Below are 26159 nucleotides of genomic sequence, written 5' to 3' on the forward strand. Positions count from 1 at the left end.
GGGGTGCGGCGCCGTCACCCACCGGCCGCGGCTCAACCGGTCGCGGCCAGCGCCAGACCCGCGTACACGGCGATCCCGGCCGGGAACGCGGCCTCGTCGAACACCACCCGGTTCGAGTGGTTCGGCGGGGCGAGGGCGGGGTCGACCGACGGCGGCCGCGCCCCCAGGAAGGCCAGCGAGCCCGGCACCCGGTCCAGCACGTAGGAGAAGTCCTCCGAGCCCATCAGCGGGTCCGGCATGGCGACGCACGCACTGCGGCCGAGCACCCGCTCCGCGACGCGCACCAGCCCGGCGGTCGCGCGGTCGTCGTTGCGGGTGACGGGGTAGCCCGGCACGATCTCCGCCTCGGCCGTGCAGCCGTAGGCCAGCGCGGTGTGCCGGCAGTGCTCGGCGACCGCCCGGTGCAGCAGCGTGCGCACCGGCTGCGACAACGTCCGCAGCGTCCCGGTCAGCTCCGCGGTCTCCGGGATGACGTTGTCGGTGGTGCCCGCCTCGATCCGGGACACCGTGAGCACCGCGGACTCCTGCGGCCCGACCCGGCGGGTCAGCAGGGTCTGCAGGCCGCCGACCATCGCCGCGGCGGCGGGGACCGGGTCGCAGGCGTCCTGCGGGGCCGAGGCGTGCCCGCCGCGGCCGGTCACCCGGACCCGCAGCACGTCCGCGGCCGCCATGATCGGGCCCGGCCGGTGGTGGAGCTGTCCCGTCGGCACCGTCGAGGTGATGTGCAGGGCGTAGGCCAGCTCGGGGCCCTCGTCGAGCACGCCCTCGTCGATCATGTGCCGGGCGCCGTGGAACCCCTCCTCGCCCGGCTGGAACATGAACACCACCCGGCCGGCGATCCGGTCCCGCCGGTCCGCGAGCAGCCGCGCGGCCGAGGCGAGCATGGCGGTGTGGGTGTCGTGCCCGCAGGCGTGCATGACGCCGTCGGTGCCCGAGGCGAAGTCCAGCCCGGTGTCCTCGGGCAGCGGCAGCGCGTCCATGTCGCCCCGCAGGAGCACCCCCGGCCCGGGACGGTCGCCGTCGAGGACGGCGGTCACCGAGGTGCAGGACCCGCCCGTGCGGATCCGCAGCGGCAGCCCGTCGAGGGCCCGGAGGACCGCGTCCCGGGTGCGGGGCAGGTGCAGTCCGAGCTCCGGTGCCCGGTGCAGCTCCCGGCGCAGCGCGACCGTCCGCGGCTGCAGGACGCGGGCGGCATCGAGCAGGCCGCCGGGGAGCCCCGCGACCGAGGCGGGCGTGATGGGCATGGACCGATCGTCGCCGACCGGAGCCCGTCCGGCGCCCGCGGGCCCGGTGTGACCACGCGTACCTGGTCGTGGCGTGACTCACACGCCCGGAGCGACGTACCGTTGACACGTGGCCACACAGAGCGTCGAGGCAGCCCCGGACACCCGTGGCGCCGCCCTGCCCGGATTCGCGGTCGCCGCGATCCGGGAGGAGGGCCGTTGGCGCTGTGTCCGGCTGGACTCCGAGGCGCTCGTGGACCTCGACGCGGCGATCACCGCGTTGCGCGCGCAGCGCTCCACCGGTGCGGTGCTCGGCCTCCTCGACGTCGACGACGAGTTCTTCGTCCTCCTCCGCCCGTCCGCGGGCGGGGTGCGACTGCTGATCTCCGACGCCGTCGCCGCGCTGGACTACGACATCGCCGCGGACGTGCTCGACCTGCTCCGCGTCGAGCTCCCCCCGGACGACGACGCCCTCGACGACGCCTGGCCGGAGGGCGACCTGGGCATCCTGGCCGACCTCGGCCTGCCCGCCGACGAGCTGGAGATCCTCGTCTCCGACCTCGAGCTCTACCCCGACGAGCAGCTGGACACCATCGCCCGCCGCTGCGGGTTCGCCGCCGCGCTGGACGAGCTCGTCGGCTCCTGAGTTGTTCCGCCCGGCCGACCGGCTCGCGCTGGGCCGTGCCCTCGACGTCGCGCGCGGCGCCGCGGCGACCGGGGACGTCCCGATCGGCGCGGTCGTGTTCGCCGCCGACGGCACCGAGCTCGCCGCGGCCTGCAACGCCCGCGAGGCCACCGGCGACCCGACCGCGCACGCCGAGGTGCTCGCCCTGCGCGCCGCCGCCGCGGTCGTGGGGGAGTGGCGGCTGACCGGGACGACCCTCGCCGTGACCGTCGAACCGTGCACCATGTGCGCCGGCGCGATCGGGCTGGCCCGGGTCGAGCGCGTCGTGTTCGGGGCCTGGGAGCCCAAGACCGGCGCCGCGGGTTCGCTGTGGGACGTGCTGCGCGACCGGCGGCTCGCGCACCGTCCTGAGGTCGTCGGCGGGGTCCGCGCAGGTGAGGCGGCCGCCCTGCTGCGCGAGTTCTTCGGCCGGACCCCGTGCGCCGACCGCGACTGAGCCTGGAGTAACCTCGTCGGCGGTAGCGTGTCCGAGCGGCCGAAGGAGCGCGCCTCGAAAGCGCGTGAGGTTCACGCCTCCGTGGGTTCAAATCCCACCGCTACCGCTGGTCAGAGGGCCGGATCCCCGGGTCGGGGGTCCGGCCCTCTGACGTTCCCGGCGGCCGACCCCCGACGGCCGGACGGTCCCCGCGGGCGGACCGGACGCGCCCCCTCTCCGACCGTGGTCCGACGCCGTGGATCATTCCCGGCTCCGATGTGGTCGACCCCCTTCCGGCGCGACAGTGGGTGCACACCCCGACACGAGGAGCTGGAGATGACCACGATGACCACCACCCCGCACGGCCCCGCCCGCCCCGGCGACCCGGACGCCTATCCGGTCCTCACCGTCCTGATGCTGATGCTCGGCGGCTTCGTGCTGCCCGTCGTCGGCTGGCTCGCCGGCGTCGTGATGCTGTGGACCGGGCGCTCCTGGACGGTCGGGGAGAAGTGGCTCGGCACGCTGGTGTGGCCGGGCATCGTCGCCGTTCCGGCGCTGGTGCTGGTCGCGGGCCTCGCGGCGACCCCGAACCCGGGCGCCGGGCACCGGGCGATCCTCGTCGCCGGGATCGTCGGGGTCCTGGGTGCGCTGGTCGTACTGCCCTGGACCTTCGTGACGCTGCTGCGCGCCGGTCGCCGAACCCACTGAAGTCGGAAGTGATGCTCCTCGACAGGTGAGCGGAGTATCCGGCTTTCAACCTCATGATCCGGACCCGTGGGACACACCGGCTCCGTACCTGCGGATACCCGACATGTCGTCCCACACCGTCACGGTCGACGGCGAGGAGGTCACCGTCGACGTCGAGGACGACGTCCGGGTCCGTGGGTACTGCCGGGCGTGACCGGCCCGCAGTGCGGCTGCGGGATCGACGTCTGCACGGCCCGCACCACGCGGCACCCCGACCGCATCCGCGAGTCGGTCAAGGCCGGCGCCGACACACGCGAGGGCACTCCCTTCGGTGGCGCACCCGCCCCCGCTTCGGCCGGGCTCGACCGGATCACCCGTACGAGTGGTGTCCTTCTCATCAGAGCAACCCCATCCTGCGGACTTCGCGACGGCGAGTCATCCGCATCTGCGGGTAAGGGGACCCTGAGCGCCACCCCGTTGACCTGCCGATCACCGCACCTCCGACGGTCCGGCAGCGGATTTCTCATGACACGTAGCGCGCGTACCGACGCGTATCCGTCGAATCAGGCACGTCGTTGATCGCCCGAATGCCCCGCAGTCGTCCCCCGCTCCCCGCACCGGACGTCGCATCGGGTCGTGCACCGCAGCACATTCGGAGAGGACAACGATGCCCGCTCACAGCGCCACCGCCCCCGAGCGCCCGGCGTCCGGCGACGGCCGCAAGAACGTCAGCCGCCGGCGGTTCCTCGGCTATCTGGTCGCCGCCCCCACGCTGGTCGTCGCGGCCGAGATCGGGCGCCAGACCTACTTCCCGGGAGTCCCGCAGGCCAACGCGGCCGCAGTCCCGTCGCCGCCCCTGCCCGCCGAGCTCTACGACCTGCTCGACGTCATCCGCGACTCCGCGCGCCCGACCGCCAACCTCATCCGCATCGAGGTCAACCGCGACGGCACCGTCTCGTTCGCGCTGCCGCGCTCGGACAACGGCCAGGGCATCATCACCTCGACGCAGATGATCATCGCCGAGGAGATGAACCTCGACCCGGACCAGGTGATCGTCACCCTGGCCGACGCCCGCCCGGAGCTGGTGTTCAACCAGCTCACCGGCGGCTCGACGACCACGTTCTCCACCTACACCCCGATCCGGGTCGCGGCGGCGCTCGCGCAGAAGCGGCTGCTCGACGCGGCCGCGAACGAGCTGCGCCAGGACGTGAACGTGCTGCGCAGCCGGCAGGGGCTCATCACCGGCAACAACGGCGAGCAGCTGCCCTTCGGCGAGCTGACCGAGCTGGCGTCCAGCTCGGTGAACGAGGCCGTCGACGTCGTGCTGAAGGACCGCGAGGAGTTCACGGTCATCGGCACGCCGCGGACCAAGTCCGACGCGCGCGACATGGTCACCGGCAAGAAGAAGTTCCTCGCGGACCTGCAGATCCCCGACGCGCTGCCGACCGTCATCTGCCGCGGCCCGAACCTGAACTCGGCCCCGCTGGGCGTCGACAACATCGACGAGGTCCGGAACATGCCCGGCGTGACCGACGTCGAGCAGGTCCCCTCCGGCGTCGCGGTGCGGGCGAAGACCTTCGGCCAGGCCGTGGACGCGGTGAACGCGCTGGACGTCGACTGGGACGGCGGCACCGTCGAGGGCGAGAACGACGAGTCCGTGCTGGCCGCGCTGCGCCGCGGGGAGCTCCCGCTGGCCGTGCCGCAGGTGCCCGGCGAGACCGTCGAGGGCGACTTCACCTTCTACTTCCGCAGCAACTCCGCGCTGGAGACCAACTGCGCGATCGCCGACGTGCGCGACGGCTCCGCCGAGATCTGGGGGCCGTCGAAGTCCCCGATCGCCGCGCAGGCCGAGATCGCCAAGAAGCTCGGCATCCCGCAGAACGCGGTCACCGTGCACGTCGTCCAGGGCGGCGGTTCCTTCGGGCGCCGGCTGTTCTTCGACGGTCTCGAGGAGGCCGCCGAGTGCTCGAAGGCGTTCGGCAAGCCGGTCAAGCTGATCTGGACCCGCGCCGACGACTCCCGCCAGGGCCGCACGCACCCGATGGCCACCACCCGGGTCCGCGCGCAGGTCTCCGGTGAGTCCGTGACCAGCTTCGAGCTGCGGCACACCAGCGTCGCCACCGAGATCAACCCCGGTCTGTCCGAGGCGATCACCGCCGCGGCGAACAAGGCCCCGGGCGGCAACTACACGGTCTCGCAGAGCATCTACGTCACCACGCAGACCAACCCGTACAACGTCGGCGTCGCGACCTCGCTGCTCAACGAGGTCGACATGCGGTTCAACACCTGCTCGATGCGCAACATCTACTCGCCCGACACGGCGACCGCGCGCGAGCTGATGGTCGACCAGGTCGCCGCGAAGATGGGCAAGGACCCGTACGAGTTCCGGTCGGAGTTCACCAAGCTCCAGCGCTGGAAGGCTGTCGTCGACCGCGCGGCGAAGGAGGCGGACTGGGGCAAGTCGATGCCGAAGGGCACCGCCCAGGGCATCGCGATGCACGTCGAGTACAAGGGCGTCGCCTGCGCGGTCGTCGAGCTCGACTGCCGCCCGGAGACGGTGGACCGGAAGATCCGTTCGGCCCGCACCGGGCCCCGCGTCACCAAGGTGACCTACGTCGTCGACGTCGGGCTGATCATCAACCCGCGGGGTCTCGAGGCCCAGATGATGGGCGGGATCAACGACGGCATCGCGATGACGCTGACCGCCGGTCTGCACCTGGTCGACGGGCACTTCGTCGAGGCGAGCTGGGACAACTACTTCTACACCCGGCAGTGGAACACCCCGCCCGAGATGAACATCGTGCTCATCGAGGACTCCGAGGCCCCGGAGCCCGGCGGCGCCGGCGAGTTCGGTGTGGCCGCGACCTGCGGCGCGATCGCCTGCGCCTACGCCCGCGCCACCGGCACGGTCCCGACGCAGTTCCCGATCCTGCACAACGAGCCGCTGCCGTTCGAGCCGTACCCGACCGTCCCGCCCGTCCCGCCGTCGCCGACCAACGGCCTCGACCTCGTCCGCTGAGGAGCCCGACATGCCTTCCCACACCTTCACGGTCAACGGCGAGAAGGTCACCGTCGACGTCGAGGACGACGTCCGGGTGCTCTGGGTCCTGCGAGACCTGCTGGGCGTGACCGGCCCGAAGTACGGCTGCGGCATCAACGTCTGCAAGGCCTGCACCAGCCACATCAACGGCAAGGCCTTCAACCCGTGCTCGGTCCCGGTCGGGGCGATCTCCGAGTCCGACGAGATCACCACGATCGAGGGCCTGGCCGAGGGCGGGGAGCTGCACCCGATGCAGCAGGCCTGGATCGACAACGACGTCGCCCAGTGCGGCTACTGCCAGCCCGGCCAGATCATGGCCGCGGTGGACCTGGTCAAGCGCTGCTCGGCCGAGGGGCGCTCCGTCGACGACGAGGCCCTGGACGAGATCCGCAACATCTGCCGGTGCGGCACCTACAACCGCATCCGCGAGGCGATCAAGGCCGGCGCCGACAACATGTGACGTCGGTGCGGCGAGATCCGTATGCCGCACCGAACTAGGCCGTCAGAGTGACCGGCCTGCTCCCCGCTACCGAAGGACGGATTCGATGAAGAACCGGATGCGACGCTCCCTGATCGCCGTCGGCGCGCTCGGCGCGGTGGCGTTCCCGCTGGCCGGGATCGCCGCCGCCGACACCGAGGACGGGCACGGCTACCCCAGCACCCAGAGCCCGACCCAGGGTGTGGGCTCGGTGCTGGAGCTCTCCGACACCTTCGGCTACAGCTTCCTCGACGCCGCGGACACCTTCTCGCCGACCAACCGGCCGGACGGCGTCAACGGAACCGACACCGAGATCCCGCAGGCCGACCCCCGCTTCGTCGAGGGTCCGGTCGGTGGCCTGGTGACCGACGGTCCCTTCGAGTAAGGGGCTCCCAGGCGGCGGGGCCGGCACCTCTGACGGGGGGCCGGCCCCGTCGTCGTACCGGGTCAGTGCAGGACCTTCAGCCCCACCACACCGGCGACGATCGCGAGCAGGCACAGCAGCCGCGCCGTCGTCGCCGGCTCACCGAGGGCGGCCATGCCGTAGAGCGCGGTGCCGACCGCGCCGATGCCGACCCACACGGCGTACGCGGTGCCGACCGGTAGGTCGCGCAACGCCAGGGCCAGCCCGCCCATGCTCAGCGCCAGCGCGCCCGCGAACAGCAGCGACGGACCGAGCCTGCTGAACCCGCGGCTCTGCGACAGCGCCGCGGCCCACACCGTCTCCAGCACACCGGAGACCACGAGGTAGATCCATGCCATGACGAGCTCCTCCCGGAGGGGATGCGTCGTCTTGGCGTTCCGGGTACGGCGCGTCTCGTCCGGGGAGCCGCCGGGTGGGCGGTCCGGTACCAGGATGGCCGACGGGCTGGCCCGGGTCGAGTGATGGTGACCGGTCGGACCGCCGCCTACCCTGTCCGGGTGCGCCTGCTCGCCGTCGTCGCGGGGTTGTGTCTGTCGACCGGCGGGATGGTGTTGCTGCCGTTCTGGCTGGACCGGGTGCTGCCCGATCCGGACGACCAGCCGTACCTGTACCGTCTCCCGCCCGGCGCCCCCGACCCGCCAGGTCCGGACCTGACCTGGCCGATCCTGGGTTCGGTGCTGGTCGGCGTCGGCCTGGTCTGCGGGGGAGCGGCGCTGCTGTGGCTGGTGTTCCGGCTGATCTCCCGGCTGCGCTGAGCCTCGAGCCGCATCGATCCCGCTACCGTCGTCGCATGCTGGTCGTCGGCTCGATCGTCCTGCGCGTCACCGACCTCGCGCGACAGGTCCGGTTCTGGACCGAGGCGCTCGGCTACGAGGCGCGCACCCCCGCGGACGACGACTTCGTGCTCCTCCGCCCGCGCGACGGCCGCTCCGGCCCCGACGTCTCGCTCGACGTGGCGCCGTCCGAGCGGGTCCTGCCGCCGCGCATCCACCTGGACCTCTACGCAGACGACCAGCAGGCCGAGGTCCGGCGCCTGGTCGCCCTCGGCGCGCAGGAGGTCCCGTGGCGGACCCGACCGGCCGACGCCGACTACGTGATCATGCAGGACCCCGAGGGCAACCGGTTCTGCGTCGTCGACCGTGGGGACCGGCCCGCGGCGTCACGACGCTGATCGGGACCGGCCTCGACACCGGAGGCCGGTCGGCGGACGCTTCCCCCGTGGACCATCGACTCCTCGCGTTCGCCGCCGCCGCGGCGGTCGTCATCGTCATCCCCGGACCCAGCGTCGTGTTCACCGTCGGCCGCGCGCTCGCGGCCGGCCGGTCCGCCGCGCTGGCGTCGGTCGTCGGCAACGCCGTCGGCGTCTTCGGGCAGGTGGTCGCGGTGGCGGTGGGCCTCGGGCACCTCGTCGCCCGGTCCGCGGCGGCGTTCACCGTCCTGAAGCTGGTGGGTGCCGCCTACCTGGTGTACCTGGGGATCGTGGCGTTCCGGCACCGGCACGACGTCGTCCGTGCGATGCAGCGCTCCGTTGGTGAGGACCGGCGTGTGGGGCCGGCCCGCAGCGTCGTCGACGGTCTGGTGGTCGGCGTGCTGAACCCGAAGTCCGTCGTCTTCTTCGTCGCGTTCCTGCCCCAGTTCGTCGACGCCCGCGGCCCGGTCGTCGCGCAGATCCTGCTGCTGGGGGCGTTCTTCGTCGCCATCGGTCTGGTGCTCGACAGCGTGTGGGCCCTCGCCGCCGGGTCGGCCCGGGCCTGGTTCGCGTCGTCGCCGAGGCGCATCGCGGCCGTCGGCGGTGCCGGTGGGCTCACGATGATCGGGCTCGGCGTCGGGGTGGCGGCGACGGGGTCGTCGCAGTAGCCGCCGAGCGGGGCGAGCACGGACGACACCCACGACCGACCCGGGACGCCGTCAGCACGACCAGCGCGCTCGCGTACCCGACGGCCACGACGAGACCGGCGGTCGAGGACACCCGGTCGAACCCGCCGTGTTCGATCGTGTCGACCTGGATGCCGAGCAGCGGCACCGCGACGACGACGGCCCGGGCCGGGACGGCCGCCCACCCGGCCCGGTTCGGCGTCGCCATCCGGTGGTGCAGGCCGTGGCGGGCGGCGGCGAGGCCGAGGAGGAGTCCGCCGCTGACGAACGCGAGCGCGACGCCCGTCGCGACCGCTCCGCCGAGCGCGATCACCGGTCGCGGCGGCCAGGATGCCGGTTCCGCCGGCGGGGTGTCGTACTTCCGGCCGGGACCGTGCGATGCGAGGCTCGGGCGATGTCGGCATCCCGTGTCGCGCTCCTGAGGTGGCAGTTCGACCTGACGTGGGCCCTGTTCGAGTATCACCTCGACCGGCTCGACGACGACGAGACCCTGTGGCGGCCGGCGCGCGTCTGCTGGACGGTGCACCGGTCCGGCGACGGGACGTGGCGGCCCGACTGGGCGGACTCCGAGCCCGACCCGATCCCCGTCCCGACGATCGCGTGGGTCACCTGGCACGTCGACTGGTGGTGGTCGGTGACGCTGGACCACCTCCGCGGCCGTACGCCGCGGGACCGCACCGACGTGGTGTGGCCGGGCGACGCCACGTCGACCGTCGCCCGGATGCGCGCGCTGCGCGACGAGTGGACGGACGTCCTGGACGGACTGTCCGACGACGACCTCGCCGCGGAGGCCACGTTCCCGTGGCAGGGGGATCCGGAGACGACGGTCGGTCACACGCTGGCCTGGGTGAACACCGAGCTGGCGAAGAACGTCGCGGAGGTCGGGCAGCTGCGGCTGGTGCGCGCGGCCGGGCGCTGAGCAGGCCCGGGAACGACGAACGCCGGGCCACCCGCGAGGGTGTGCCGGGCGTTCCGTTTCCTGCTGGCGGAGGATACGGATGTGAACCCGTGAGGACCGGTGAAGGAGGCGACTGACACTGCGACCGAGAGTGAGAGCAGGGCGGCGTGATCCTTGAAGGGGAGCCACACCCGCGAACCGCGATGCCCCGTGACCTGGAGTGACGCGGGTTGGTGACGGGGACGGCGACGTCGGCACGTATTCAGCACACGTGAGCGCTCGTGGTGCCCGGCAGCCGGTACAGCGCGAATGGAGCCATATCGTGGATGCCCTCCCGACCAGCGATCAGCCCCGAACGCCTGATCTCGGCGCTGTAGATCATGCCGAGCCGTGTCATGACAGCCCGTGAGCGCTCGTTGTGCCGTTCGGTGAAGGCGACGATGGGCAGCCCCGGATCGAGGTGCCGGACGAAGTCGATGCTCGTCCGCCCGATCTCCGAGGCGTACCCGAGCCGCCAGCAGGATCGACGGATCGCCCACCCGATCTCGACCGCTTCCTCGGCCACGACGTCCGTGCGCGTCGGTCCACCTCGCCCGATGAGTCGCCCGGAGTGCTGGTCGTACGCGAGCCACTTCCCCATTCGATCCGTCTGCCAGCGATCTTCCATCGCGGCGGCGAACCTGCCCGCATCGTGCAGCGTCCACGTTCCGCCGTACCAGGCGGAGATGCCGTCATCGCTATGAAGATCGACGAGATCACCGAGGTCGTCGGTTGTGATCGGGACCAGAACGAGCCGTTCCGTACGGCGCACGTCGGACCCACCGACAGCCGAGTTCCTCTCTCGCATGATCGACTCGCTGGTGATCTCCGCGCAGCGCGGGTCCACCCCTGCCGGTCTGGCTGCCGTCTCGGCGCGCCGTGAGAGGATCATCGGCCCCCTGTACTCCTGATATCCGAGCGGCGTCGGGTTCGGGCGGAGCCCCGGCCGCCGGCGGTTCCCTCTTGTCAGACCACGACGGGTCGTGGGGCGTACATGATCACTGCGACACCGACGAGACAGACGAGGGCGCCGATGACGTCGTATCGGTCAGGCCGGAAGCCGTCGGCGATCATCCCCCAGGCGAGTGATCCGGCGATGAACACGCCTCCACAGGCAGCGAGGATGCGCCCGAAGTCGGCGTCGGGTTGAAACGCGACGACGAACCCGTAGAGGCCCAGCGCAAGGACGCCGGCTCCGGTCCACATCCAACCGCGGTTCTGGCGAATGCCGTGCCATACCAGCCACGAGCCGCCGATCTCGAACACGGCGGCCAGGACGAACAGGACTACGGATCTCAGGGTCAGCACTGGTGACCTTCTGTTCGGTGGGACGGGAACAGATCGCCGAGGAGTGGCCGGGCCTCGGCGGGGGCCGTGGCGTCGAGCTGGGCCCCATCGTGAGTGATCGTGAGGCTGAATCGGAAGAACGGACAGCACGTCACCTCGTCCGCGATGAGGGCGCCGACATCGGCGAGCCGGGCAGTAGGCAGTTCGGTCCGGATGGTTCCGTCGCTGAGCTGGTAGGACACCGTGCCGGACAAGGCGGCATGCCAGGTCTTCAGCCGGGCCGTGTGATCGGCGCCCGAGAGAGAACAGGCGATCGGGGCACTGGGCTCGGCGGCCGGGGGCGTACCGGTCGATGTGGAGGTAGGACCTGTCAGGAAGGCGCACTCCGGGTCACACGGTGCGTCGCGTGAGGGCAGGGCGCGCAGTCCCTTCCGGGCATCGGTCAGGTGTTGACCGAGCAGCCGGAGGTCGTCAATCCGCTTGTCGAGATCGTCGATCTGGTTGGCTACCAGCGGGAGGAGGCGGACGCGGACGTCCCGACACATGCCGCCTTGCCACACTCCGAGCAGGTCCCGGATCCGGGTCAGCGGGAGCCTCAGCTTCTTGGCGGTGACGATGAACCGGACCCGCTCGACGTCGTGATCGTCATAGGTGCGGTAGCCGCCGGCGGTGCGCTGGGTGGCCATGAGGCCCTGGGTCTCGTAGTAGCGCAGGGTTGTGGCAGGGACGCCGACTCGTTCAGCGAGCTGGGAGATGCGGTAGCGGGCCACGGCGGCGACGGTAAACCTTCAAGGCGACTCGAAGGTCAAGTGTCGACGCCGCCGCAGTGTCGAGCGCCACGGTGCCCGTATCGCCTGGCGTGCGACCTCCCGTGGTGGGTCCGGCACGGGCGCCTGCACGAAGCCCGCCACACGGCCGCGACGGTGCTCCTCGTCCCCGGCGTCCCGGAGCGCGCCGTCATGGCCCGATCGTCTGGTCGACGACCGCGGTGGCGGCCCGCTACCAGCACATCACCGGGGTCGTGCGCAGCGACGTCGCCCAGCGTGTGGGCGGTCTGCTCTGGGGCCGGCCGGATGCCGAGTGAGACCGGAGATGAGACTGGACGCCGAACGCCGGGGGCTCCGCGTGAGAACCACCCGGCGTTCCGCTTTCCTGCTGGCGGAGGATACGGGATTTGAACCCGTGAGGGATTGCTCCCAACACGCTTTCCAAGCGTGCGCCCTAGGCCACTAGGCGAATCCTCCGCGAACGAGGTTACGCGACGCCCTCGGCGATCCGACGCGGCCCCCTCGCCGCCCGGCGTCGCCGTCCGTGGCACACTGTCCGTGGACCCCGTGCGGCGTCCATCCTGTGAACTCCCCCAGGGCCGGAAGGCAGCAAGGGTCAACAGGCTCTGGCGGGTGCGCGGGGTCCCCTTCTGTCTGCGAGCGGGTCCCCGAAGTGTCGGACCCCCTGGGTAGCCTTCCCCCGTGGCTCTGGCTCTGTACCGCAAGTACCGCCCGGCCAAGCTGGCCGACGTCGTGGGACAGGAGCACGTCACCGAGCCCCTGGCCACCGCCCTCACCGCGGGGCGGATCAACCACGCGTACCTGTTCTCGGGGCCGCGGGGCTGCGGCAAGACGTCCTCGGCCCGCATCCTGGCGCGCTCGCTGAACTGCGAGCAGGGCCCGACCCCGGACCCGTGCGGCGTCTGCAACTCGTGCATCGCGCTCGCCCCCGAGGGATCGGGCAGCATCGACGTCGTCGAGCTCGACGCGGCGTCCCACGGTGGTGTCGAGGACGCGCGCGAGCTGCGTGACCGCGCGTTCTATGCGCCGGCCGAGTCGCGCTACCGCGTGTTCGTCGTCGACGAGGCGCACATGGTCACCACCCAGGGCTTCAACGCGCTGCTCAAGATCGTCGAGGAGCCCCCGGAGCACCTGGTCTTCGTGTTCGCGACGACGGAGCCGGAGAAGGTGCTCCCGACGATCCGGTCGCGGACCCACCACTACCCGTTCCGGCTGATCCCGCCCGGCACGATGCGCGCGCTGCTGGAGAAGATCTGCGGCGAGGAGCAGGTGACCGTCGCGCCGCCGGTGTTCCCGCTCGTGATCCGGGCCGGGGGCGGCTCGGCCCGCGACACGCTGTCGGTGCTGGACCAGCTTCTCGCCGGCGCCGGTCCGCAGGGCGTGACCTACGAGCGCGCCGTCGCGCTGCTCGGGGTGACCGACTCCGGCCTGATCGACGACACCGTCGACGCGCTCGCCGCGGCCGACGGCGCGGCCGTCTACGGCGCGGTGGACCGGCTCGTCGAGGCCGGGCACGACCCCCGCCGTTTCGCCTCGGACCTGCTGCAGCGCTTCCGCGACCTGATGCTCGTGCAGGCCGTGCCGGACGCCGCGGAGCAGGGCCTGGTCGACGGCGCCGCGGACGAGCTGTCCCGGATGGCGGACCAGGCCGCCCGGCTCGGCCCGGCCACCCTCACCCGCTACGGCGAGATCCTGCACCAGGGCCTGATCGAGATGCGCGGGGCGACCGCCCCGCGGCTGCTGCTGGAGCTTCTGGTCGCGCGGATGCTGCTCCCGGCGGCCACGGCGTCCGACGGCGGACTGCTCGAACGCCTGGAGCGCATCGAGCGGCGCAACGCGATCGCGCCCGACCCCGCCGGCCCGTCCGACGACGGTGGTGCCGCCAAGCGGTTCGTGCGGCCCAGCGAGCGGCCGGCCGCCCCGGAGCCCGCGGTGGCCCGGGCGGAAGCGGGCGCGGCGCGTTCCGCGGAACGTGAGGACGACAGCCGGGCCACCGCAGCCGCCCCGGCCGCGGCCCCCGGTCCGGAGCAGGGCGGCGCCGCCCCGGACCGGGGCGGTGCGGCCCCCGGCCGGGGCCCCGCGTCCGCGGAGGCCGGGAGCCGTCCGACGGGCGCCACGGCACCCCATGCCGAGGAGGCGACCGGACCACGCGGACAGGGGAGCGCGACGACGGAGGCGGCGTCCTCCGCCGGGGCGGAGTCCGGCGCGGAGCGTTCCGCGGAACGCTCTCCGGCGACCGCGGGCCCCGATGCGCGCTCCGCCGCACCCGCCGGCGTGGCCCCGGTGGACGGCCCGCCTGCGGACGGCCCGCCTGCGGACGGTCGGCAAGCGGACGGTCGCCGGGCGGACGGGCCGGGAGCGGGCGGGGCCGAGGAGCCCGCCGCGCAGGAGGCCCCGCCCCGCCGACCGGCCCCGCCCCGCGACGGCGCCCCCGCCGACGCCGTACCGCCGGAGTCGGCGCAGCCGGTGTCGTCGGCGTCGTCGCTGGACGCGACGGCGGTCCGCCGGGTCTGGCCGGAGATCCTGGCCGCCGTCCGCCGGCGCAGCCGCAGCACCGAGGCGCTCCTGGTCAACGCCACCGTCCGGGCGGTCGACGGCGACACCCTGGTCCTCGCGATCGGCGCCCCGCCGCTGGCCCGGCGGCTGTCCGAGGCGCGCAACACCGACGTGATCGCCGATGCGCTGCGCGCCGTCCTCGGGGTCCGGTGGCGGGTCCACTGCGACACCGGTGAGGCCGCGACCGCGCGTCGCGCCGCCGCACCGGAACGCGCGCAGCGGGCGGTGCCGCAGCGTCCCTCCCAGCGCGACGCCCCGCAGCGCGAGCAGGGCGGGCGGCCCGCCCGCCGTCCCGCGGGGGACTCCGAGGTCCCGCTGCCGCCGGAGCCGCCGCCGGAGGACGCACCGCCGGACCCTCGTGATGCCGGACCGCAGGGGGGCGACGGTCCGGGCGCACGACCCGCCCCGGTACGGAACCAGGCCGCCGAGGAGGAGGACATGCTCGCCGAGGCCGCGGCCGAGGCGGCGTCGCCGGGTGCGCGTCGCGACCCCGAGGCCGCGGCGCTGGAGATCCTCACCTCGCACCTGGGGGCACGCGCGATCGACCCGCGCTGACCCGGCCCGGACGGGGTGGCCGGGGCGCGGGTGGTCAGCGGCGCAGCTGTGCCAGCACCGCCGCGGCCACCGCCGCCGCGATCCGGTCCCGCCCGGCGGGGTCGGTGAGCACGGCGGCGTCGCCGGCGTTGCGCATGTTGCCCGCCTCCACCAGCGCGGTCGGCACGGTCGAGGTGTTGAGGCCGGCCAGGTCCTCGCGGCCGTCGAGCCCGTCGCGGCCGATGTAGCCGGCCGGGGCGAACCCGGCCGAGCGCAGCGCGTCCCGCAGCTCGGTGGCCAGGCGCAGCGACGCCGGTCCGGTCCCGTGCACCGCGGGCTCGGCGTAGGCGACGTGGAACCCGCGGGCCGAGGCCGCCGCGCCGTCCGCGTGCAGCGACACGGCCAGCGCCGCACCGGACCGGCCGCCCGCCGCCCCCCGGGCGTCGACGCAGGGGCCGACGCCGTCGTCGTCGGGACGGGTGAGCACCACCCGCACACCGGCGGCCTCCAGCCGGGACCGCACCCGCCCGGCCAGGTCCCAGGTGAAGGTGTGCTCGGCGTAGCCGGCGTTCGTGGACGTGCCGGTCGTGTTGCACGGTTTGGTCCCGCCGCGCCCGTCGGGGACCGGCCGGTTCACCGCGGCCGGGTCCGCGGCGTTGCCGCCGTTGTGCCCGGGGTCGAGCAGCACGACGGGGGCGGGGACCGGCGCCGGGGTGGCGGGCAGCGAACGGGTCGTCGCGGCCGGTACCGGGATCGCGTCGACCGAGGGCGGGGCCGGTGCCGCTGCGCCGCAGCCGGCGCACAGCAGCGCGACGACGGCCGGGAGGACGGCTGTGGCGGAACGGATCAGGGCGCGCACGGTCGGTCAGCCTGACACGTCTACCCTGGCAGAACGACACGTCCGCGCCGGTCGCGCCGGGGAAGACCCCGATCGCGCGAGCCGGACCCGACAGCGAGGGGTACGCGTGCAACCCGGTCAGCCCGACATGCAGATGATCCTGCAGCAGGCCCAGAAGATGCAGCAGCAGCTCCAGCAGGCCCAGGCCGAGCTCGCGACCGCCGAGGTCACCGGCCAGGCCGGGAACGGGCTGGTCGAGGTCACCGTCACCGCGGGCCTGGAGCCGCGCTCGGTGCGGATCGACCCGAAGGTCGTGGACCCGGAGGACGTCGAGACCCTGCAGGACCTCGTCGCCGGCGCGCTCGCCGACGCGGTCCGCCGTGCGCAGGAGCTGCAGCAGGAGAAGATGGGTCCGCTCGCCGGCGGCCTCGACATGGGCGGCCTGGGCCTCCCGGGCGCCTGAGGTGTTCGAAGGACCGGTCCAGGACCTGATCGACGAGTTGGGACGCCTGCCCGGGGTCGGTCCGAAGAGCGCCCAGCGCATCGCGTTCCACCTGCTCGCCGCGGACCCGGCCGACATCAACCGGCTCCAGGAGGTCCTGCAGACGGTCAAGCAGGGCGTCGCGTTCTGCGACGTGTGCGGCAACGTCGCGTCGGACACCCGCTGCCGCTACTGCTCCGACGCGCGTCGCGACCCGACGCTGGTGTGCGTGGTCGAGGAGCCCAAGGACGTCCTGGCCGTCGAGCGGACCCGCGAGTTCAAGGGGCGCTACCACGTGCTCGGTGGCGCGCTCGACCCGCTGGCCGGGATCGGCCCGGACACGCTGCGGATCCGCGAGCTGCTCGCCCGCCTGGGCGGCACCGGTCCGGCGGCCGACGAGACCGAGATCTCCGAGGTCATCATCGCGACCGACCCCAACACCGAGGGCGAGGCGACCGCGACCTACCTGGTCCGGCTGCTGCGCGACTTCCCGGGTCTGAGCGTCACGCGGCTCGCGTCCGGCCTGCCGATGGGCGGCGACCTGGAGTTCGCCGACGAGATGACGCTGGGCCGCGCGCTCGCCGGCCGACGGGCCCTCTAGGCCCCGGACGCAGAACGGGCCGGTCCGTCCAGGGCACCTCGCCCCGGCCGTGACCGGCCACCCGGCGCAGCAACCCCCCGCCGCTGCGCCGTCCTTCCTCTCCGGTGGGTCCGAGAGCGGTGTCAGTCGGTACCGACGCCCCTTCGGCAGGCCTCAGTCGGTGTCCTCGTCGCCCCACGCGTCCACGTGGTGCGGCCGGCCGTGGAGCTGGCGCTGCCTGCGCTCCCACTCCCGGCGCCGCTGCTCGGCGATCCGGCGCCACGCCTCGCTCTGGCGCCGGTCGGTCACCCCGATCACGATCGCCGAGACGACCAGTGTGGCCAGCCCCGCCAGGGCCACCGCCACCAGCGCGATCACGGCGACCACCGCCCGGTACGGGCGCTGTGGTGCGTGCCTGTGTGCGGCACCTGCGTCCTGCGGATCATGTCAATCTCCCTTCGTGTGTCGCGGTCGGTCCGTGGTCCCCGGTCGCCACGGTCGGTGTGTCTGCCGTCACGTCCGGGTGACTCCAGGATGCACGACGACACGCGTACGTGCAATTGCAGACACAGGGAATTGCACAGAACTGTAGATTGCACGGCGGGGTCACGGAGGGGGCGCGAGGTGGAGCAGGAGCCGACCGGCGCGCGACGACGGCTGGGTGCCGAGCTGCGCAGGCTGCGCGTCAACGCCGGTCTGAAGCTGGAGGACGCCGCGGGCGGCGTGGGCTGCTCGACGTCGAAGATCAGCAGGCTGGAGAACGGCAAGGGTGTGCCGCGCCCGGCCGACGTCGCCGCGCTGGTCGAGGTCTACGGCGGGGTCGCCGGGGTCGAGGCGGAGATGCTCGAGCGGCTGGTCACCGAGAGCCGTACCCGCGGCTGGTGGGAGCCGTTCACCGAGGGCCTGCGCAGCGACCCGCACTTCCTGCCGTCGCCGGGGCGCTACGCCGCCGCCGAGTCCGACGCGACCGCCGTCGCCGCGTTCGACCTGACCGTGCTGCACGGGCTCCTCCAGACGCCCGCCTACGCACACGCCGCGCTGCGCGCCCGGCTCCCGGGGCGCCCGGACCGGGAGATCGACCAGCTCGTGCGGCTGCGCGGACGTCGCCACGAGGCGCTCACCGCGACGCCGCCGCTGGTCCTCGACGCCGTCGTCGACGAGGCCGTGCTCGCCCGCGCGACCGGCGGTCCTGCGGTGATGGCCGAGCAGCTCGACCGGCTGCTCACGCTGTCGGGCCTGCCCGACGTGACGCTGCGCGTGCTCCCGTTCGGCGCCGGGCCGCAGCGGGCGCACGCCGGCCGCTTCGCGATCCTGACCGTTCCCGACGAGCTCGGCCCCGACGTCGTCCACACCGAGGGGCACGCGGGGGAGTCGTTCCTGGAGTCATCCGCCGACCTGCGCACCTACCGCGAGGTCTTCGACGAGGTCCGGTCGGCCGCACTCGACGAGGGCGCCTCGCGGGCCGCGGTGTCGGCCCACCGGGACGCGCACCGGTCGGCCGTCGACGACGGTCCGGACGAACGGGACGTGCGTACCAGTTCGTAGCACTATCGTGACGCAAGGGTCTACCGGTTGGTAACGGACCGCTATAGGTTTCCCCGTCATCAGGTGTCCTCACGCACACATCGGGTGGACGCCGCTGCCGACGAGGGGACCGGAATGCGCAGACGGTGGATGACGGCGGTCATGGCGGGCGTGCTCGCAGTGGGCATGACCGCCTGCGCGAGCTCGGAGCGCGGAGCGGGTGGCGACGCCGCCGGGGGGACGTTCGTGTTCGGCGCCGCGGGTGCGCCGAAGAACTTCGACCCGATCTTCAACGACGACGGCGAGAGCTTCCGCCCGGCCCGGCAGATGTTCGACACCCTGATCACCTACAAGCCCGGGACCACCGAGCTCGAGCCCGGCCTGGCCACCGAGTGGACGTCCACCCCGGACGGCAAGACCTGGACGTTCACCCTCCGCGAGGGCGTCACGTTCCACGACGGCACGCCGCTCGACGCGACCGCGGTCTGCGCGAACTTCGACCGCTGGTTCAACATGGCCGGCGCCGCGGCGCAGAGCCAGATGATCTACTACGGCGACGTCTTCGAGGGCTTCGCCAAGAACGAGGGCGACGCCTCGGGCACTCCGCTCTACAAGTCCTGCACGGCGCAGAGCCCGAACACCGCGGTCCTGGCGCTGAACAAGTTCAAGGGCGCGTTCCCGGCCGCCTTCGGCCTCACGTCGTTCTCGATCTCCAGCCCGGCGGCGCTCGAGCAGTACGACGCCGACGCCGTCACCCAGAGCGGTGACTCCTTCACCTACCCCGCCTACGCGAACGAGCACCCGACGGGCACCGGGCCGTTCAAGTTCGAGAGCTTCGACAAGGCGAACAACACGATCACCCTGGTCCGCAACGACCAGTACTGGGGCGAGAAGGCCACGCTCGACCGGCTCATCTTCAAGATCATCCCGGATGAGAACGCCCGTAAGCAGGAGCTGGCCGCCGGCACCATCGACGGCTACGACTACCCGTCCCCGGCGGACTACCAGACCCTGACCGACCAGGGCGACCAGGTGCTGATCCGCCAGCCGTTCTCGCTGCTCTACATGGGCATCAACACCAAGAACAACCCGAAGCTCAAGGACCTGCGGGTCCGCCAGGCGCTCGCCTACGCGATCGACCGCGAGTCGCTGGTCCGCACCAAGATGCCGGAGGGCTCCGCGGTCGCGAAGGAGTTCGTGCCGCCGACCGTCGCGGGTTACGCCGACGACGTCACCCAGTACCCGTACGACCCGGAGAAGGCCAAGCAGCTGCTCGCCGAGGCCGGCGCGCAGAACCTGACGCTGAACTTCTACTACCCGACCGAGATCACCCGGCCCTACATGCCGAACCCGGCGGACCTGTTCTCGGCGATGTCGGCGAACCTGAAGGCCGTCGGCATCACGGTCAACCCGGTCGCGCGGCCGTGGAACGGCGGCTACAAGGACGACGTCCAGAAGGCCGGCAAGCACGACCTGCACATGCTCGGCTGGACCGGTGACTACAACGACGCCGGCAACTTCGTCGGCACGTTCTTCGGCCGGGAGAAGGCCGAGTTCGGGCCGCAGGACCCGGCGATGTTCGCCGAGCTGGCCAAGGCCGACGCCATCCCGGACCCGGCCGGTCACGCCGCCGCGTACCAGCAGGCGAACAAGGACATCATGGCCAAGTACCTGCCGGCCGTGCCGATCCTGACCACCGGCCCGGCGATCGTCGTCGGACCGAACGTGCAGGGCGTGATCCCGTCGCCGCTGACCGACGAGCGCTTCGTCTCCGTCAGCAAGAACTGACCGTGCCCCGGGCGCCGCGGAGACCCCGCGGCGCCCGGTCGCGTGTCCCGCCTCCCACCACTGAGGACATCCACGCATGCTGCGCTTCGTCGCGCGCCGCCTGCTCCAGGTCGTCCCGACGCTGCTCATCCTGTCCGTGCTGTTGTTCGCCTGGCTGCGCTCGCTGCCCGGCGGACCGGCCGGTGCGCTGCTCGGAGACAAGGCGACCCCGGAGTCGATCGCGGCACTGAACAAGACGCTGGGTCTGGACCAGCCCATCCCGATCCAGTACCTGCGCTACCTCGGCCGGGCGCTGACCGGCGACTTCGGCGCCTCCCTCGTCACCGGCGACCCGGTGATCACCGAGCTCGGCCGCGCGCTCCCGGGGACGATCGAGCTGTCCCTGTCGGCGCTGCTGCTCGCCGTCGCCCTGGGGATCCCGCTCGGCTACCTCGCCGCCCGCCACCGCGGCGGGATCTGGGACAACCTGACCATCGTCGGGACGCTGGTCGGCGTCGCCGTGCCGGTGTTCTTCCTCGGCTACGTGCTCAAGCAGTTCCTGGCCGTCGACCTCGGCCTGTTCCCGCCGTCCGGGCTGCAGTCGACTGGCATCGACGCCACCTCGGTCACCGGCTTCCCCACCCTCGACGGCCTGCTGACCCGCGAGTTCGACGCCAGCTGGGACTCGCTGCTGCACCTCGTGCTGCCGGCCGTGACGCTGGCGACGATCCCGCTCGCCGTCATCGTGCGGATCACCCGGGCCTCGGTGCTCGACGTGCTGGAGTCCGACTTCGTCCGCACCGCCAACGCCAAGGGCCTCGCGCCGGGCACCGTCCGCGGCCGGCACGTCCTGCGCAACGCGCTGCTGCCGGTCTCCACGACGATCGGTCTGCAGACCGGCCTGCTCCTCGCCGGCGCGGTGCTGACCGAGAAGGTGTTCAACCGGCCCGGCATCGGCACCCTGATCGCCGAGGGCATCGAGCGCCGCGACTACCCGCGGCTGCAGGCCGTGGTGCTGCTCGGCGCGCTGATCTACGTGCTGGTCAACCTGCTCGTCGACCTGTCCTACGCCGTGATCGACCCGAGGGTGAGGCTGCGATGAGCGCACCGACCACCTGGGCGCAGCGGCGGAGGGACCGGATCGACGACACCGCAGGCCGCAGCCTGTCCGCGGACGCGCTGCGCCGGCTGCGCCGCAGCCCCACCGCGATCGTCGGGGCGGTGATCATCGGGCTGTTCGTGCTGGTCTCGGTGTTCGCGCCGCTGCTGGCCCCGCACGACCCGGCCCAGGCGTTCCCGCAGCTGCTCGACCAGCTGCGCCCCGGCTCGATCCCCGGACCGCAGCCCGGCTTCCTGCTGGGCAGCGACCAGAACGGCCGCGACGAGTTCTCCCGGATGATCCTGGCCTCGCGCCAGACCCTGCTCGTCGGCGTGCTCGCGACCGTGTTCGGGCTCGCGGCGGGCCTGGTGATCGGTGTGCTCGCCGGCGCGTTCGGCGGCTGGATCGACACCGTCCTCATGCGCGTCACCGACGTGCTGCTGTCGATCCCGTCGCTGCTGCTCGCGATCTCGGTCGCGGCGCTGGCCGCCCGGCCCAGCCAGACGACGGTCATCATCGCCGTCGCGCTGGTGAACGTGCCGATCTTCGCGCGGCTGCTGCGCGGGTCGATGCTCGCCCAGCGCGGGTCCGACCACGTCCTCGCGGCCACCGCGCTCGGCGTGAGGCGACGGGCGGTGGTGCTGCGGCACATGCTGCCCAACGCGATCGGCCCGGTGATCGTGCAGGCCACGCTGACCCTGGCGACGGCCATCCTCGACGCGGCCGCGCTGTCGTTCCTCGGCCTCGGCGACGCCGACCCGGCCCGCGCGGAGTGGGGTCTCATGCTCGCCTCCGCGCAGCCCTACCTCGACGTCCGGCCCGGGCTGGCGGTCTACCCGGCGATCGCGATCATCGTCGTCGCGCTCGGGTTCACGCTGCTCGGCGAGTCGCTGCGCGAGGCCATCGACCCGAAAGGCCGGCGATGACCACATCTCCGAGGAACCCGTTGTTGCAGGTCCAGGACCTGTCCGTGCGCTTCGTGCGGCGGGGTGAGGCCGACGTCGTCGCCGTCGACGGGGTGTCGTTCGACGTCCGCCCCGGCGAGGTCGTCGGCCTGGTCGGCGAGTCCGGCTGCGGCAAGTCCGTGACCTCCCTGGCGATCATGGGGCTGCTGCCGGGCCGCACCCCCCGGGTGGGCGGCTCGGTGCTGTTCTCCTCCGACGGCGGACCGGTCGACCTGCTCACCCTGTCCGACGCGCAGCTGCGCGAGCGCCGCGGCCGCGACATCGGGATGGTCTTCCAGGACCCGCTGTCGTCGCTGAACCCGGTCGTGCCGGTCGGGGTGCAGATCACCGAGGCGCTCACCCGGCACCGCGGGATGGGCAAGGAGGAGGCGCGGCGCGAGGCCGTCTCCCTGCTGGAGCGGGTCGGCATCCCCGACCCGGCGCGACGGGTGAAGGCCTACCCGCACCAGATGTCGGGCGGGATGCGCCAGCGCGCGCTGATCGCGATCGCGCTGGCCTGCCGGCCGAAGCTGCTCATCGCCGACGAACCGACCACCGCCCTCGACGTCACCATCCAGGCCCAGATCCTGGAGCTGCTGCGCGAGCTCGTCGCCGAGACGGGGACGGCGCTGATCATGATCACGCACGACCTCGGCGTCGTCGCGGGACTCTGCGACCGGGTCAACGTCCTCTACGGCGGCCGCGTCGTGGAACGCGCGGAGCGGCACTCGCTGTTCGACGGCCCGCGCCACCCGTACACCTCCGGGCTGATCCGGTCGATCCCGCGGCTGGACTCCGACCCCGCCGCGGAGCTGCCCGCGATCACCGGGTCGGTGTCGGACAACCTGCCCTGGGACCACGCCTGCGCGTTCGCGCCGCGCTGCCCGCGGGCGCTGGAGACCTGCACCTCGGTCACCCCGGTGGCCGACGACGAGGCGGGCCGGCTGCTGCGCTGCCACAACCCCGAGCCGATCGGAGCGACGGCATGAGCCCCCTGCTGGAGGTCGAGGACCTGCAGGTCCACTTCCCGATCACCCGGGGTGTGCTGGTGCAGCGCACCGTCGGGCACGTCCGGGCCGTCGACGGCGTCTCGCTGCGGATCGAGCGCGGCGAGACCTACGGCCTGGTCGGCGAGTCCGGCTGCGGCAAGTCGACCCTCGGGCGGGCGATCCTCAAGCTCACCGAGCCGACCGCGGGCACGGTGTCCTTCGACGGCACCGACGTCGCCGCGCTGAAGGGGGAGCCGCTGCGCCGGATGCGCCGCCGGTTCCAGATGGTGTTCCAGGACCCGATGTCCAGCCTGGACCCGCGGCAGTCGGTCGGGTCGCTGCTGCGCGAGGGCCTGGCCGCGCACGGGATCGAGGCCGGTCCGGACCGGCTCGCCGAGCTCATGCGCGCGGTGGGGCTGCCGGAGTCCGCGCTGCGCCGCTACCCGCACGAGTTCTCCGGCGGGCAGCGTCAGCGCATCGGGATCGCCCGGGCGCTGTGCGTGGAGCCCGACCTCGTCGTCGCCGACGAGCCGGTCTCGGCGCTGGACGTGTCGGTGCAGGCCCAGGTGCTCAACCTGCTGCGCTCGCTGCAGCGCGAGCTCGGCCTGACCTACCTGGTGATCGCGCACGACCTGGCCGTCGTGCGGCACGTGTCGGACCGGGTCGGGGTGATGTACCTCGGGTCGATCGTGGAGGAGGCGCCCGCCCGCGCGCTCTACGACGGCCCGCTGCACCCCTACACCCGGGCGCTGCTCTCCGCGGTGCCCCAGCCGGACCCGACGGTCGAGGACACCCGGGAGCGGATCCTGCTCTCCGGGGACCTGCCCTCGCCCGCCGCGCCGCCGTCCGGGTGCCGGTTCCACACCCGCTGCCCGTGGCGTCAGGACGACCGGTGCTCCACCGATCGCCCGCAGCTGCGCGTGCTCGACGGCGACACCACCGGACACCGGGTCGCCTGCCACCACGCCGAGGCCATCCGCGACGGGGTGATCACCCCGCACGAGGTGACCGGGGAGGAGGCCGACGCCGCCGTCGGTCCGGGCAGCGGCCCGGAGGTCCCCGAGCAGCAGATCACCCTCGGCGACGCGATCGGCCGCTGACCCGACGCCCGGCCCGCCTGCGTGCAGCCGGGCCGGGCCGGGGCTCAGCGCAGGGCGCGGTTGATCGCGCTCACGACGCCCTTGAGGCTGGCGCTGGTGATCGAGCTGTCGATCCCGACGCCCCAGAACACCTTCTCCTCGACGGCGCACTCGACGTAGGCCGCGGCGCGGGCGTCGTCACCGCCGCCCATCGCGTGCTCGTGGTAGTCGAGCACCCGCACGTCGAACCCGATCCCGGCCAGCGCGTCGACGAACGCCGCGATCGGCCCGTTGCCGGAGCCGGCGATCTCGTGCAGGTCGGACTCGACGCGCACGGTCGCGACGATCTCGTCGCGGCCCTCGCCGTCGCTGTGGATGCGGTGGCGCACCAGCTTGAGCGGGGTCTCGCGGCCCAGGTACTCGACGTCGAACGCGTCGCGCATGGCCTTGGGCTCGACCTCGCCGCCCTCGGTGTCGGTGAAGGCCTGGATGACGTGGCTGAACTCGATCTGCAGCCGGCGCGGCAGGTCGAGCTGGTGCTCGGTCTTCATGATGTAGGCGATGCCGCCCTTGCCGGACTGGCTGTTGACCCGGATGACGGCCTCGTAGGTGCGGCCGATGTCCTTCGGGTCGACCGGCAGGTACGGGACCTCCCAGGTGTGGTCGGCGACCGGGTGCCCGGCCTCCGCGGCGTCGGCCTCCATCGCGGCGAAGCCCTTGTTGATCGCGTCCTGGTGGGAGCCGGAGAACGCGGTGTAGACCAGGTCGCCGCCCCACGGGTGGCGCTCGTGCACCGGCAGCTGGTTGCAGTACTCGACGGTGCGGCGGACCTCGTCGATGTCGGAGAAGTCGATCTGCGGGTCGACGCCCTGGGTGAACATGTTCATGCCCAGCGCGACCAGGTCGACGTTGCCGGTGCGCTCGCCGTTGCCGAACAGGCAGCCCTCGATCCGGTCGGCACCGGCCTGGTAGCCCAGCTCGGCGGCGGCGATGCCGGTGCCGCGGTCGTTGTGCGGGTGCAGCGACAGCACCAGCGCGTCGCGGCGGGCCAGGTTGCGGTGCATCCACTCGATGGAGTCGGCGTAGACGTTCGGGGTCGCCATCTCCACCGTCGCCGGCAGGTTGACGATCATGGGCTGCTCCGGCGTCGGCTGCCAGATCGCGCTCACCGCGTTGGTGATCTCGACGGCGTACTCCAGCTCGGTGCCGGTGTAGGACTCCGGCGAGTACTGGAAGGTCCAGTCGGTCGCCGGGTACTTCTCGGCGAACTTGCTGACCTCCTCCGCGCCGTCGGTGGCGATCTTGGTGATGCCCGCGCGGTCGGAGCGGAAGACGACCCGGCGCTGCAGGATCGACGTCGAGTTGTAGAGGTGGACGATCGCCGAGTGCGCGCCCTCGCAGGCCTCGAAGGTCCGCTGGATCAGCTCCGGGCGGGCCTGGGTCAGGACCTGGATCTGCACGTCCTCCGGGATCGCGCCCTGCTCGATGATCTCGCGGACGAAGTCGAAGTCGGTCTGGCTCGCCGCCGGGAAGCCGACCTCGATCTGCTTGTAGCCCATGCGTACCAGCAGGTCGAACATCCGCCGCTTGCGCAGCGGGCTCATCGGGTCGATCAGCGCCTGGTTGCCGTCACGCAGGTCGACCGCACACCACAGCGGCGCGGTGTCGATGACCGTGTCCGGCCAGGTGCGGTCGGGCAGCGACACCGGCTCGACCAGCTGATGGAAGGGCTTGTACCGGTGGACCGGCATCTGCGAGCCGCGCTGGCGGTTCCAGGCGGGCTGGGTCGCGTGCGGCGCGCCCTCGGGGGTGCGGACGTTGCTGCGGGCGCGGGCTTCGTAGGCGTCGGGAGAGGTGGTCACGGGAATGCTCCGTCGTCGTGCCGTCGTGGCGACCGGCGGACACGCGAGACCCCGCGACGAGGGGCCG

At 72.8% G+C, this 26159-nt stretch carries 28 protein-coding genes, 2 tRNA genes, 1 other RNA gene and 1 riboswitch; of the genes, 21 read left to right on the forward strand and 10 right to left on the reverse strand.

The window, feature by feature from the left end:
* Positions 1–32: 32 nt before the first annotated feature.
* Positions 33–1244 (reverse strand): M20 metallopeptidase family protein, encoded by a 1212-nt coding sequence (locus tag WHI96_RS02375; RefSeq protein WP_345641037.1) that lies wholly within the window; start codon positions 1242–1244, stop codon positions 33–35.
* Positions 1245–1353: 109 nt separating this feature from the next.
* Between WHI96_RS02375 and WHI96_RS02380 the strand changes: the two genes are divergently transcribed.
* The 7 genes from WHI96_RS02380 to WHI96_RS02410 all read left to right on the forward strand — a co-directional run bounded on the left by WHI96_RS02380 (position 1354) and on the right by WHI96_RS02410 (position 6913).
* Positions 1354–1869 (forward strand): tRNA adenosine deaminase-associated protein, encoded by a 516-nt coding sequence (locus WHI96_RS02380; protein WP_174525539.1) that lies wholly within the window; start codon positions 1354–1356, stop codon positions 1867–1869.
* Position 1870: 1 nt separating this feature from the next.
* On the forward strand, positions 1871–2344 hold the full coding sequence (locus tag WHI96_RS02385; protein WP_345641041.1) for a nucleoside deaminase: 474 nt from the start codon (positions 1871–1873) through the stop codon (positions 2342–2344).
* A 21-nt stretch (positions 2345–2365) separates the two neighbouring features.
* Positions 2366–2450, forward strand: a tRNA-Ser gene (locus WHI96_RS02390).
* Between the two features lie 209 nt (positions 2451–2659).
* Positions 2660–3031: a hypothetical protein gene (locus WHI96_RS02395; protein ID WP_345641043.1), complete on the forward strand. Its 372-nt coding sequence runs from the start codon at positions 2660–2662 to the stop codon at positions 3029–3031.
* A 646-nt stretch (positions 3032–3677) separates the two neighbouring features.
* Positions 3678–6029 (forward strand): xanthine dehydrogenase family protein molybdopterin-binding subunit, encoded by a 2352-nt coding sequence (locus tag WHI96_RS02400; protein WP_345641046.1) that lies wholly within the window; start codon positions 3678–3680, stop codon positions 6027–6029.
* 10 nt (positions 6030–6039) lie between these two features.
* Positions 6040–6510 (forward strand): (2Fe-2S)-binding protein, encoded by a 471-nt coding sequence (locus tag WHI96_RS02405; RefSeq protein WP_345641048.1) that lies wholly within the window; start codon positions 6040–6042, stop codon positions 6508–6510.
* Positions 6511–6595: 85 nt separating this feature from the next.
* A complete protein-coding gene (locus WHI96_RS02410; protein WP_345641050.1) occupies positions 6596–6913 on the forward strand; it encodes a hypothetical protein in 318 nt (105 codons plus the stop codon).
* Positions 6914–6975: 62 nt separating this feature from the next.
* Here WHI96_RS02410 and WHI96_RS02415 read toward each other — a convergent pair whose 3' ends face one another.
* Positions 6976–7290: a DMT family transporter gene (locus WHI96_RS02415; protein WP_060713653.1), complete on the reverse strand. Its 315-nt coding sequence runs from the start codon at positions 7288–7290 to the stop codon at positions 6976–6978.
* A gap of 20 nt (positions 7291–7310) precedes the next feature.
* Positions 7311–7377: riboswitch (guanidine-III (ykkC-III) riboswitch) on the reverse strand.
* Positions 7378–7449: 72 nt separating this feature from the next.
* Between WHI96_RS02415 and WHI96_RS02420 the strand changes: the two genes are divergently transcribed.
* Genes WHI96_RS02420 through WHI96_RS02430 form a run of 3 tightly spaced genes read left to right on the forward strand, consistent with a single transcriptional unit; the run spans position 7450 to position 8809 of the window.
* Positions 7450–7707 carry a hypothetical protein gene (locus tag WHI96_RS02420; RefSeq protein WP_345641053.1) on the forward strand — a complete coding sequence of 86 codons (258 nt, stop codon included), beginning with the start codon at positions 7450–7452 and terminating at the stop codon, positions 7705–7707.
* A 35-nt stretch (positions 7708–7742) separates the two neighbouring features.
* Complete coding sequence (locus WHI96_RS02425) at positions 7743–8123, forward strand: VOC family protein (protein WP_345641056.1); 381 nt, start codon at positions 7743–7745, stop codon at positions 8121–8123.
* Between the two features lie 47 nt (positions 8124–8170).
* Complete coding sequence (locus WHI96_RS02430) at positions 8171–8809, forward strand: LysE family translocator (RefSeq protein ID WP_345641059.1); 639 nt, start codon at positions 8171–8173, stop codon at positions 8807–8809.
* On the opposite strand, the gene WHI96_RS02435 is transcribed toward WHI96_RS02430, so the two are convergent.
* Complete coding sequence (locus WHI96_RS02435) at positions 8757–9140, reverse strand: hypothetical protein (protein ID WP_345641062.1); 384 nt, start codon at positions 9138–9140, stop codon at positions 8757–8759. The two genes, WHI96_RS02430 and WHI96_RS02435, sit on opposite strands and share 53 nt — an antisense overlap.
* 81 nt (positions 9141–9221) lie before the next feature.
* Here WHI96_RS02435 and WHI96_RS02440 point away from each other — a divergent pair, with 81 nt between their 5' ends.
* Complete coding sequence (locus WHI96_RS02440) at positions 9222–9746, forward strand: DinB family protein (protein ID WP_345641065.1); 525 nt, start codon at positions 9222–9224, stop codon at positions 9744–9746.
* 241 nt (positions 9747–9987) lie between these two features.
* Here the strand turns inward: WHI96_RS02440 and WHI96_RS02445 are convergent, their stop codons facing one another.
* The 4 genes from WHI96_RS02445 to WHI96_RS02460 all read right to left on the reverse strand — a co-directional run bounded on the left by WHI96_RS02445 (position 9988) and on the right by WHI96_RS02460 (position 12295).
* A complete protein-coding gene (locus WHI96_RS02445; protein WP_345641067.1) occupies positions 9988–10656 on the reverse strand; it encodes a GNAT family N-acetyltransferase in 669 nt (222 codons plus the stop codon).
* A gap of 74 nt (positions 10657–10730) precedes the next feature.
* Positions 10731–11072: a YnfA family protein gene (locus WHI96_RS02450; RefSeq protein WP_345641069.1), complete on the reverse strand. Its 342-nt coding sequence runs from the start codon at positions 11070–11072 to the stop codon at positions 10731–10733.
* Positions 11066–11821, reverse strand: coding sequence for a MerR family transcriptional regulator (locus WHI96_RS02455; protein WP_345641072.1), 756 nt, complete (start codon positions 11819–11821; stop codon positions 11066–11068). The genes WHI96_RS02450 and WHI96_RS02455 overlap by 7 nt, the downstream gene beginning before the upstream one ends.
* Before the next feature lie 386 nt (positions 11822–12207).
* Positions 12208–12295, reverse strand: a tRNA-Ser gene (locus WHI96_RS02460).
* An 80-nt stretch (positions 12296–12375) separates the two neighbouring features.
* Here WHI96_RS02460 and ffs point away from each other — a divergent pair.
* Both ffs and WHI96_RS02470 read left to right on the forward strand, forming a co-directional pair.
* An RNA gene (gene ffs / locus WHI96_RS02465) (signal recognition particle sRNA small type) lies at positions 12376–12470 on the forward strand.
* Positions 12471–12520: 50 nt separating this feature from the next.
* The gene (locus WHI96_RS02470; RefSeq protein ID WP_345641075.1) at positions 12521–14950 is read left to right on the forward strand and encodes a DNA polymerase III subunit gamma and tau; all 2430 of its coding nucleotides are present in this window, start codon (positions 12521–12523) and stop codon (positions 14948–14950) included.
* 34 nt (positions 14951–14984) lie between these two features.
* Here WHI96_RS02470 and WHI96_RS02475 read toward each other — a convergent pair whose 3' ends face one another.
* Complete coding sequence (locus WHI96_RS02475) at positions 14985–15788, reverse strand: N-acetylmuramoyl-L-alanine amidase (RefSeq protein ID WP_345641078.1); 804 nt, start codon at positions 15786–15788, stop codon at positions 14985–14987.
* Between the two features lie 127 nt (positions 15789–15915).
* Between WHI96_RS02475 and WHI96_RS02480 the strand changes: the two genes are divergently transcribed.
* Entirely contained in the window at positions 15916–16230 is a 315-nt protein-coding gene (locus tag WHI96_RS02480) for a YbaB/EbfC family nucleoid-associated protein (protein WP_060713646.1), read from the forward strand.
* Between the two features lies 1 nt (position 16231).
* Positions 16232–16849, forward strand: a complete 618-nt coding sequence (gene recR, locus WHI96_RS02485; protein ID WP_345641082.1) for a recombination mediator RecR — start codon at positions 16232–16234, stop codon at positions 16847–16849.
* Between the two features lie 153 nt (positions 16850–17002).
* Here recR and WHI96_RS02490 read toward each other — a convergent pair whose 3' ends face one another.
* Positions 17003–17206: a hypothetical protein gene (locus tag WHI96_RS02490; protein WP_139282813.1), complete on the reverse strand. Its 204-nt coding sequence runs from the start codon at positions 17204–17206 to the stop codon at positions 17003–17005.
* A 246-nt stretch (positions 17207–17452) separates the two neighbouring features.
* Here WHI96_RS02490 and WHI96_RS02495 point away from each other — a divergent pair, with 246 nt between their 5' ends.
* The 6 genes from WHI96_RS02495 to WHI96_RS02520 all read left to right on the forward strand — a co-directional run bounded on the left by WHI96_RS02495 (position 17453) and on the right by WHI96_RS02520 (position 24251).
* The gene (locus WHI96_RS02495) at positions 17453–18373 is read left to right on the forward strand and encodes a helix-turn-helix domain-containing protein (RefSeq protein WP_345641087.1); all 921 of its coding nucleotides are present in this window, start codon (positions 17453–17455) and stop codon (positions 18371–18373) included.
* A gap of 114 nt (positions 18374–18487) precedes the next feature.
* The gene (locus WHI96_RS02500; RefSeq protein ID WP_432422457.1) at positions 18488–20140 is read left to right on the forward strand and encodes an ABC transporter substrate-binding protein; all 1653 of its coding nucleotides are present in this window, start codon (positions 18488–18490) and stop codon (positions 20138–20140) included.
* Positions 20141–20216: 76 nt separating this feature from the next.
* Positions 20217–21221 carry an ABC transporter permease gene (locus WHI96_RS02505; RefSeq protein WP_345641093.1) on the forward strand — a complete coding sequence of 335 codons (1005 nt, stop codon included), beginning with the start codon at positions 20217–20219 and terminating at the stop codon, positions 21219–21221.
* On the forward strand, positions 21218–22144 hold the full coding sequence (locus tag WHI96_RS02510; RefSeq protein ID WP_345641096.1) for an ABC transporter permease: 927 nt from the start codon (positions 21218–21220) through the stop codon (positions 22142–22144). The genes WHI96_RS02505 and WHI96_RS02510 overlap by 4 nt, the downstream gene beginning before the upstream one ends.
* Positions 22141–23151, forward strand: a complete 1011-nt coding sequence (locus WHI96_RS02515; protein WP_345641100.1) for an ABC transporter ATP-binding protein — start codon at positions 22141–22143, stop codon at positions 23149–23151. The genes WHI96_RS02510 and WHI96_RS02515 overlap by 4 nt, the downstream gene beginning before the upstream one ends.
* Entirely contained in the window at positions 23148–24251 is a 1104-nt protein-coding gene (locus WHI96_RS02520) for an ABC transporter ATP-binding protein (RefSeq protein ID WP_345641103.1), read from the forward strand. Before WHI96_RS02515 ends, WHI96_RS02520 begins: the two co-directional genes overlap by 4 nt.
* A gap of 44 nt (positions 24252–24295) precedes the next feature.
* Here WHI96_RS02520 and leuA read toward each other — a convergent pair whose 3' ends face one another.
* Positions 24296–26092, reverse strand: a complete 1797-nt coding sequence (gene leuA / locus WHI96_RS02525) for a 2-isopropylmalate synthase (RefSeq protein WP_345641105.1) — start codon at positions 26090–26092, stop codon at positions 24296–24298.
* Positions 26093–26159: the final 67 nt, after the last annotated feature.

Source organism: Pseudonocardia tropica (assembly GCF_040105315.1).
GTDB lineage: Bacteria > Actinomycetota > Actinomycetes > Mycobacteriales > Pseudonocardiaceae > Pseudonocardia > Pseudonocardia alni.